Here is an 8,676-nt window from a genome sequence, read left to right on the forward strand (position 1 = left end):
AAACAGAGATACAATGTGGTTTCGTGGGATTTGATATGTGTATAAGAGACAGGTCAGTTGACGCAGTACGTCGTCGGCAGCTGCCACTCGGGCCCGACCAGCCGCTGCTCCAGCTCGTTGAGCGTGATCCGGATGCCGACCGTCCCGGCCAGCCCGACCCGGAACCGGCTGCGGGCCAGCACGATCAGCGCCGTCAGGCCGTACTTGTTGATCAGCGAGGTGCGGTAGCGGGCGGTGTCGTCCGGGTCGCAGAGCCGTGCGCGGGCCGGCACCGGCCGTCCGGTCGGGCGCCCGTGGGCGTCGCACGGGCCGACCAGCACCCGGGGGTGGCGCCGGATCCGTTCGGCCTCCCCGGAGTGGGCCGGGGTCCAGACGCCGAGCGCGGTGCCGTCGGGCACCACCCAGATCTGCGAGTCCTGGCGGGTGCCGTCCTCGCCGAAGGTGGTGAGCAGGAGGTATCTGTTCTCGGCGAGCTGGTCGGATCGGTCGTGCATCTGTCCTCCCTCTGGCGTGGGGGCCGGGGCCGCGGGTCAGCGCCCGTGGCCCTCGGTGATCTCGCGGCACTCCTCGGCGGCGGGCTCGGCGATCCGGGCGTGTTCGCCGTGGAATCCGCGGGACAGCCGGGCGCGGGTGCGGCTGAGCACGCCCGCGCTCCGGGCGACTCCATTCTCGTCGACGGGGGCCGGCAGTTCGAGGGGGAGGGGCTGCTCGTGTGCGGTGAGCCGGTGCAGTTCGGCGGGCGCGAGCCCGGCGTGCACCTCGGTGAACTCGCCGTGCGGCAGGCGCCTGACGACGCCGGTCTCGCGTCCGTGCAGCACCTTGTCGCGGTCGCGGCGCTGGAGGCCGAGGCACCAGCGCTTGGTGATGACGAAGACGGCCACCGGGACGGCGAAGAAGCCGATCCGCACCGCGTAGGTGATGGCGTTGAGCGACAGGTGCAGATGGGTGGCGATGAGGTCGTTGCCGCCGCCGGCCAGCATCACCAGGTAGAGGCTGATCCAGGCGGCACCGAGCGCGGTGCGGACGGGCGCGTTGCGCGGCCGGTCCAGCAGGTGGTGTTCGCGCTTGTCGTCGGTCACCCAGCTCTCGATGAACGGGTGGACCGCGATCGCGCCGAGGATCACCGGGAACAGCGTGAACGGGATCAGCACGCCGAGGTTGAGGGTGTGCCCCCAGAGCCCGACCTCCCAGCCGGGCATCACCCGGATCAGGCCCTCGGCGAAGCCCATGTACCAGTCGGGCTGGGCGTCGGTGGAGACCTGGTCGGGGCGGTACGGGCCGTACGCCCAGATCGGGTTGATGGTGGCGACGGCGGACATCAGCGCGACGATGCCGAAGACCAGGAAGAAGAACCCGCCGGCCTTGGCCAGGTAGACCGGCATCAGCGGCATGCCGACGACGTTCTTCTCGGTCTTGCCCGGGCCCGCCCACTGGGTGTGCTTGTGGTAGAAGACCAGGATCAGGTGCGCCACCAGCAGGCCGAGCATGATGCCGGGCACGAGCAGCACGTGGACGGTGAAGAACCGCGGGATGATGTCGTGTCCGGGGAACTCGCCACCGAACAGGAACATCTGGACGTAGGTGCCGACCAGCGGGATGGCCAGTACCACGCCCTCGATGAACCGGATGCCGGTGCCGGAGAGCAGGTCGTCCGGGAGCGAGTAGCCGAAGAAGCCGTCCAGCATGCCGAGGAAGAGCAGCAGGAAGCCGAAGACCCAGTTGACCTCGCGCGGCTTGCGGAACGCACCGGTGAAGAAGACCCGCATCATGTGCACGAACATGGCCGCGACGAAGACGACGGCGGCCCAGTGGTGGATCTGCCGGATCAGCAGCCCGCCGCGGACCTCGAAGCTGATGTCCACCGTGGAGGCGTAGGCCTGCGACATGGGCACGCCCTTGAGCGGGACGTACGAGCCGTCGTAGATCACCTCGCCCATGGAGGGCTTGAAGAACAGGGTCAGCCAGACGCCGGTCAGGATGATGATCAGGAAGGTGTACAGGCAGATCTCGCCCAGCATGAAGGACCAGTGGTCCGGGAAGATCTTGCGCAGGTTGGCCCTGGCCAGGGTGTGGATCCCCAGCCGGCCATCCGCCCAGTCGACGGCCCGCCGCCCCCGTCCTGGGTTCTGATTCCGGGTCATGTGCACGCACCTCAGTCGGAAGGAAGTGGGGATCATTCCCCGCTTCTCGCTGAGGTCACCATAATCGGGGAGCGATCCCCACTTCTACCCGGGGCGGCTGTGATCCAGACCCGGAACCGCAGACCCGGAACCGCAGACCCGGAACCGCAGACCCCGAAGCGACGGCGCCGCCGACGGTCGGCCCCGGAACCGCCGGCCCCGGAACGGCGAGCGGCCCGCCCGGCGCCCCAGGAAGGGGACACCGGACGGGCCGCGTACGCACCCGAGTAACCCGCAGGCGTCAGTGCACCATCACCGGCACCTCGTCGTTCTTCGCCGCACCGGCGCCCGAAGCCGACGCCGCGTCCGGGCGACCGGCGTTCACGAGGGTGAAGGCGATCGCGGAGGCCGCCACCAGGATCCCGAAGGACACCCAGATCGCGGTCGTGAAGCCGTGCACCATGCCCTGGAACTGCAGGGCCTGGGCGGCCGCCGGCGACGTGGCCGCCGCGGCGGTCGCGTGCGAGGCCAGCCAACTGGTGGTGGCGCTGGCCGCGATGGTGTTCAGCAGCGCGGTGCCGATGGCGCCGCCGACCTGCTGCGAGGTGTTGACCATCGCCGAGGCGACGCCCGCGTCGCGCGGCTGGACGCCGTGCGTGGCCAGGCTCATCGCCGGCATGAACGCGGTGCCCATGCCGAGGCCCATCAGGACCAGGCCGGGCAGGATCAGCATCGGGTAGGAGGTGTCCAGACCGATGTTGCTCAGCAGCAGCATGCCGATCGAGGCGACCAGGAAGCCGGGGGCCATCAGGAACCGCGCCGGGACGCGGGTCATCAGCCGGGCGCCGATCTGGGTCGAGCCGGTGATCATGCCCGCCACCATCGGCAGGAATGCGACGCCGGTCAGCACCGGGCTGTAGCCGCGCACGAGCTGCAGGTAGTAGGTCAGGAACAGGAACAGGCCGAACATGCCGATCACGGCCAGGCCGAGCGACAGGTACACCCCGCCGCGGTTGCGGTCCAGCACCACGCGCAGCGGCAGCAGCGGGGCCTTGACCCGGCGCTCCACCAGGACGAACGCGGTCAGCAGCACGACGGCCGCGACGAACAGCGCCAGCGTGCTGGCGGCCGTCCAGCCGCTGGACTCGGCGCGGGTGAAGCCGTACACCAGTGAGACCAGGCCGGTGGTCACCAGCAGCACGCCGGGGACGTCCAGCCGGTTGCGGTTGCGGCCCTCGGCGGGCTCGCGGATCACCAGGACGGCGCCCGCGGCGGCGACGATGGCGAACGGGACGTTGACGAAGAAGGTCCAGCGCCAGTTCATGTACTCGGTCAGCAGGCCGCCGAGGATCAGGCCGATCGCGCCACCGCCACCGGCGATCGCGCCGTAGATGCCGAAGGCCTTGGCGCGCTCCTTGGCCTCGGTGAAGGTCACCGCCAGCAGCGACAGCGCGGCCGGGGCGAGCAGCGCGCCGAACACGCCCTGGAGGGCGCGGGCGCCGAGCAGCATCGCGGTGTTGGCCGCGGCGCCGCCGAGTGCGGAGGCGAGTGCGAAGCCGGCCAGGCCGACCACGAAGGTCCGCTTGCGGCCCCAGAGGTCCGCGATCCGGCCGCCGAACAGCAGCAGGCCGCCGAAGGCCAGCGCGTAGGCGGTGATCACCCACTGGCGGTTGCCGTCGGAGATGCCCAGGTCCCGCTGGGCGGACGGCAGGGCGATGTTCACGATGGTGGCGTCCAGGACGACCATCAGCTGGGCGAGGCCGATGAATATCAGCGCCTTCCAGCGCCGGGGATCGGGCAGCGTCGCCGCTCGGGCGTCGGTTTCAGGCATGGGGGTACTCACTTCAGGGTGCGTGGCGTGGGACAGGGTTCGACCGCCGTACGGGGACGGCTGGTCGCCGTACGGGGCGTCGATGCGGGGCGTGCGTCGGTGCGGGGCGTGCGGGGATCAGCTCCTGGCGGGCCGGTGGTCGGCGCGGTCCGGAGGGTGGGTCGGTCGGTCGGGGTGCCGCTGGTGGGTCAGTGGTGGGGTTGGAAGTCCTCGAAGGTCGCGGCCCGGCCGGGCAGCACCGAACGGGCCGGCGTGCGCAGCCCGTCCAGGAACAGCTGCAGGTGCCGGTGGACGAAGTCGTCGAGCAGCTGGCAGGACGTCCCCGGCAGCGGCCGGGTCAGCTGGCTGATCGCGATGAACAGGTCTCCGTGGTCGACGTCCGCCCGCAGTTCACCCGCCGCCCGGGCGCGCTCCATCAGACCGCTCACGGCGGCCGTCAGGCGCTCGCGGGCCTCGGTGAGGTCCGGGTCGAACGGGTCGACGTGGCTGGTGAACATCGGGCAGAGCGCGCCGAGCTTCTCCGCGACGGTCGCGTGCGCGAACCGCTGCAGGGCGTCGAACGGGACGCCGTCAGGGGCGTCCGCCTCGACCGTCGCCGTCTCGGCGAGGGCCAGGATGCGGCTCTTGACGAGCAGTGCCACCTCGCGGACCAGCGCCGAGCGGTCCGGGAAGTTCCGGTACAGCGTGGCGTTGCCGACCCCGGCCCGCTTCGCGATCTCGTCCAGCGGCACGTCCGCGCCGTGCTCGACGAAGGCGTCGCGAGCCGCCAGGACGATCCGCTCCCGGTTGCGGGTCGCGTCAGCGCGCAGCTTGGGCGCACGGACGCTCTCCACGGGTCGGACCGGCTCGGTGGCGGCGGTGGTCACGGCGACTGCTCCTTCAGGATACCGGGGAAGTTCTCCCCGCTTCTGCCTACGAAAGACCAAACGGGGATTCCCTCCCCGGAAATTTCGCCTTTCGATGTGACCTGGGTCACATTTCCCGTGCCACTCTTCCGAGCCACCCGCAACGAGCCCCCGGTCCGGACCGGCGCTGTCTGATCGTGGCTCTACGGTCACAGGCATGAGCCCCGACCCAGGAATGAGCGTCGAGATCGACGGCCCCGACCGACCGCAGCTGCTGACCGAAGAATTCGAGGAACTCGCCCGGCTCGCAGCCCGCACGATCGAAGGAGTCCGGTTGGAGTTCCTCAACGGGAGGCTGGGAGTCAAACCCCCGCGGGACGGCAGCCACGGCCGGGTCCTCGAATGGCTGGTCCGCAGCTGCCTCCAGGCGCGGCCTGAGCTCTGGCTGCACAGCCATGGCCTGAGGGTCCAGGGCGCCCGAGGTGGCCGCGCGCACCCGGACGGCATGCTGGCCCCCTCCGAGGCCCTTGCCGGGCAGGGGGAGTGGGTGAGCGCGGACGAGGCACTGATGGTTGCCGAAGTCACCTCTTACGAATCCGTGGCCGACCATCGCGTCCGCGTCGAGAAGCCGCGCGCCTACGCCGAGACCGGCATCCCCGTCTACCTGTTGATCGACCGCGACTCCGCCGAGGTCACCGTCTACAGCCAGCCCGACGGCGTCCGTTACGAGACCGCGCAGATCCTCCCGTTCGGCAAGACCGTCCACCTCCCCGAGCCGGTGGGGATCTCGCTGGACACCGAGCCGCTCAAGAACTGGGTGCGCTGATCCCGGCCATGCCTCCCGGAACGCGCTACGCCCATCGCCCTAGGCTGTGGGCGTCCCGGGCGGCCGGTGGGTCGTGGGAGTCGGGAGGGGCCCGGCGGCCGGGGGGCGAGGAGGTCCGCGATGGGCAGCGGTGAGACCGCCAAGGTGCGCTGCGTGGCGGCCGTTCCGTGCTGGGTGAGCCTGACGGCCCGGGACCTGGAGGGGGCGAAGGCGTTCTACGGGCCGCTGCTCGGCTGGGAGTTCGAGCCGGCGCCGGACCGCTTCGGCCCGTACCTGCACGCGGTGACCGGCGGGGAGGCGGTGGCCGGGCTGGGGGTCGCGGGCAGCGACTGGGCGATGCCGGTGGCGTGGACCAGCTACTTCGGTACGGAGAGCGCGGACGAGGCCGCCGACGCGGTGCGCGAGCGCGGCGCGACCCTGGCGGTGGGCCCGCTGGCCTTCGACGCCGGGCGGGTGGCCTTCGCGGCGGACCCGGCCGGGGCGGTGTTCGGCATCTGGGAGGGCCCGCTGGGCCGGGCCCGGCGGCTGGACCTGCCGGGCGCACCGGTCTGGATCGAGCTGCGCACGCCGGACCCGTTCGCGGCGGCGCTGTTCTACGGGCAGGTGTTCCGCTGGGACGGCCGTGACCCGGAGCGGTTCGACGTCCGCTGGGAGCACGACCGGGTGGTGCTGCGGGCGGAGGGCCACAGCGTCGCCGCGCTGGCGAGGGAGCAGGCGGGCGGTGCGGCGGGGCTGTCGCCGCACTGGGAGGTGTCCTTCGCCGTCCCGGACGCCGACCGGGCGCTGGCCCGGGCCGTGGAGCTGGGCGGTTCGGCGGTGGGGGCTGCCTTCGACTCCCCGTACGGGCGGGTGGCCCGGTTGCAGGACCGGGAGGGCGGCCGCTTCGCGGTGATCAGCCCGAAGAACTGAGGCTCACGGCCCCGCTGCGCCCGCTTCGGCGGGCCCCGTGCCCTCAAGGCCCTCAAGGCCCTCGGGGCCCTCGGGGCCCTCGGCGGTTTCCGCGCGTTCGGCCCGCAGCCGGTCGCCGAGGGCGGCTCGGGCGGTGGCGGGCAGGGCCTTGCGGGCGGCCGGGAAGAGCTGCTTCTCCTCGACGGTGAGGTGGCGCCGCAGGGTGTCGGCGAGGCCGCGCAGCAGGGTGTCGAAGGCCGGGTCGGCCGGGCCGAGGCCCTGGAGGTCGGAGAGGTACTGCCCGATCGCCAGGTGCTCGTGGATGCTGCCGAACACCAGCGCCCCGCCGTCCGGCACGTCGTGCTGCACGAGCGGGAAGAGGTGTTCCTCCTCGGCCGCGCAGTGGGTGAACAGCAGGTCGGTCAGCCGGGCCAGCAGGTTGGTGCGCTCGGCGGCGCCGGCGGGTGTCCGCTCGATCCGGTCGAGCAGCTCGGTGACCGCCCGGTGGTCGGCGGTGAACTCGCCGAGGATGTCCGGCCTGCGGCTCATGGCGTGCCCGCCTCTCGCACGGATCGCGGCCCCCGCTCCTTCCAGTATCCGGCGTCGGGCACCACGCCGGTCGCCGCAGGTCAGGGCCGGTCGCGCCACGCCGGCCGCCGCAGGTCAGGCCGGTCGTGCCGCACCCCAGCCGTGTCAGGGCCGGTCGCGCCGCCCGGTGAGGGCGAGCAGGCGGGTCTGCGGGCCGGCGTCGTCGGGGACGGGCAGGGGCGGGTCGAACAGGCCGCTCCCGGAGAGGTCCCCGTAGCCGGCGAACTCGCCGAGGGCGAAGTCGACGAGTTCCGCCGGGAGCCGGGTGTGCCGTCCGATGGCTTCGGCGAGGTCCCAGCTGTGGATGACGAGGTCGGTGGTGAGCTGGTCCAGGTAGTACTGCCCGGAGACGTCCCCGAAGGAGAGGTGGACGGTGAGTTCGGTGGCGCCGGGGACGGCGAAGGCGTCCCGGGCGGCGTCGGCGGCTTCCGTCCAGGCGGTGACCGGGTCGTCGCCGAGGACGTCGCCGTCGAAGCGGCCGCCGACTTCGGAGATGGTGGCGCCCATCAGCAGTTCGGGGATCCACAGCTGTTCGCCGGTGAGGTGGTTGACGAGCTCGCGGACGGACCAGTCGGCGCACGGGGTGGGGGCGTCCCACTGGCGGGGGGTGGTCAGCCGGACGCGTTCGCCGAAGGCGGCGAGGGCCTCGGGGTAGGGCGTGCCGGGTGTCGCGGTCCGCCGGTGCTGCCTGCGTTGAGCCATGTCTCCACCCTGCCCCGGGCGGGGTCGGGCCCGCGAGTTGTCCACGACCCGTCAGTTGTTCAAATTCGAACTCCAAGGTACGGTCGAGGAGTGGCCGGTTCAAATTTGAACAACAGCCGCGGGATGACCCGCCCGGCCGCGCCACCACACCCCTACGACCGATCCCGATCGATGGAGACGCGCATGCCGAGCAGCAGCCCGAGCACGACCGCCCCCACCACCACCGTCCTCCCGGGCCGGGTGACCCCCGACTCCGCGACGACCTCCCCGCACGCCTACGACGCCGGACTCCTGCTCCTGCGCCTGGCCCTCGGCCTGACGATGGCCGCGCACGGCAGCCAGAAGCTGTTCGGCTGGTTCGGCGGCGGCGGGATCGACGGCACCGGTCAGTTCTTCACCATGAGCGGTTACCCGGCGGGCAACGCCATGGCCGTGGTCGCCGGCCTCACCGAGACGCTCGGCGGACTCGCCCTCGCCGTCGGCCTGCTGACCCCGCTGGCGGGTGCCGCGATCGTCGGCACGATGGTCAACGCGATCGCCGTCACCTGGGGCGGCGGCTTCTTCGCCCCGAAGGGCAGCGAGTACGAGCTGCTGCTCACGGCGGGTGCCGCCGCGCTCGCCCTGACCGGTCCGGGCCGCTACGCCGTGGACCGCTTCCTCCCGGTGCTGCGCGCGCACCGGCTGGCGTACGGCGCGGCGGCGGTCCTGGTCGGCCTGGTGACGGCCGGTGTGATCCTGCTGCTGCGGAAGTAGTCGAGCGGGGCGTCAACGCCCAAGCGCAGGGGCGGGGGGGGCCCGGGGTGGGGCCGGGGCCCCGGGGGGGGGCCCCCCCCAAACCAGCAAAAGAGAGTGGGGGGGTGTTTAAACAAAAAGAAA

General features: G+C 72.0%; 9 protein-coding genes. 3 read left to right on the forward strand and 6 right to left on the reverse strand.

Features of this window, described 5'->3' with window-relative positions:
- Positions 1-53: 53 nt before the first annotated feature.
- From ACFV61_RS15425 to ACFV61_RS15440, 4 genes are all read right to left on the reverse strand, one after another.
- Positions 54-494 (reverse strand): PPOX class F420-dependent oxidoreductase, encoded by a 441-nt coding sequence (locus ACFV61_RS15425; RefSeq protein WP_380428281.1) that lies wholly within the window; start codon positions 492-494, stop codon positions 54-56.
- A gap of 36 nt (positions 495-530) precedes the next feature.
- Positions 531-2,141, reverse strand: a complete 1,611-nt coding sequence (locus tag ACFV61_RS15430; RefSeq protein WP_380492046.1) for a cytochrome bc complex cytochrome b subunit — start codon at positions 2,139-2,141, stop codon at positions 531-533.
- Positions 2,142-2,421: 280 nt separating this feature from the next.
- A complete protein-coding gene (locus tag ACFV61_RS15435) occupies positions 2,422-3,951 on the reverse strand; it encodes an MFS transporter (RefSeq protein WP_380492048.1) in 1,530 nt (509 codons plus the stop codon).
- 188 nt (positions 3,952-4,139) lie between these two features.
- Positions 4,140-4,817 (reverse strand): TetR/AcrR family transcriptional regulator, encoded by a 678-nt coding sequence (locus ACFV61_RS15440; RefSeq protein ID WP_380346418.1) that lies wholly within the window; start codon positions 4,815-4,817, stop codon positions 4,140-4,142.
- Between the two features lie 196 nt (positions 4,818-5,013).
- Between ACFV61_RS15440 and ACFV61_RS15445 the strand changes: the two genes are divergently transcribed.
- Both ACFV61_RS15445 and ACFV61_RS15450 read left to right on the forward strand, forming a co-directional pair.
- The gene (locus tag ACFV61_RS15445; protein ID WP_244293316.1) at positions 5,014-5,622 is read left to right on the forward strand and encodes a Uma2 family endonuclease; all 609 of its coding nucleotides are present in this window, start codon (positions 5,014-5,016) and stop codon (positions 5,620-5,622) included.
- 120 nt (positions 5,623-5,742) lie between these two features.
- A complete protein-coding gene (locus tag ACFV61_RS15450) occupies positions 5,743-6,531 on the forward strand; it encodes a VOC family protein (protein WP_063346961.1) in 789 nt (262 codons plus the stop codon).
- 3 nt (positions 6,532-6,534) lie between these two features.
- Here ACFV61_RS15450 and ACFV61_RS15455 read toward each other — a convergent pair whose 3' ends face one another.
- Both ACFV61_RS15455 and ACFV61_RS15460 read right to left on the reverse strand, forming a co-directional pair.
- A complete protein-coding gene (locus tag ACFV61_RS15455) occupies positions 6,535-7,059 on the reverse strand; it encodes a hemerythrin domain-containing protein (RefSeq protein WP_380492050.1) in 525 nt (174 codons plus the stop codon).
- A gap of 144 nt (positions 7,060-7,203) precedes the next feature.
- Positions 7,204-7,800, reverse strand: coding sequence for a TIGR03086 family metal-binding protein (locus tag ACFV61_RS15460; protein ID WP_380492052.1), 597 nt, complete (start codon positions 7,798-7,800; stop codon positions 7,204-7,206).
- Positions 7,801-7,983: 183 nt separating this feature from the next.
- On the opposite strand from ACFV61_RS15460, the gene ACFV61_RS15465 reads away from it, so the two are divergent.
- Entirely contained in the window at positions 7,984-8,553 is a 570-nt protein-coding gene (locus tag ACFV61_RS15465; protein WP_363585630.1) for a DoxX family protein, read from the forward strand.
- Positions 8,554-8,676: the final 123 nt, after the last annotated feature.

Source organism: Kitasatospora sp. NPDC059817, assembly GCF_042731835.1.
GTDB lineage: Bacteria > Actinomycetota > Actinomycetes > Streptomycetales > Streptomycetaceae > Kitasatospora.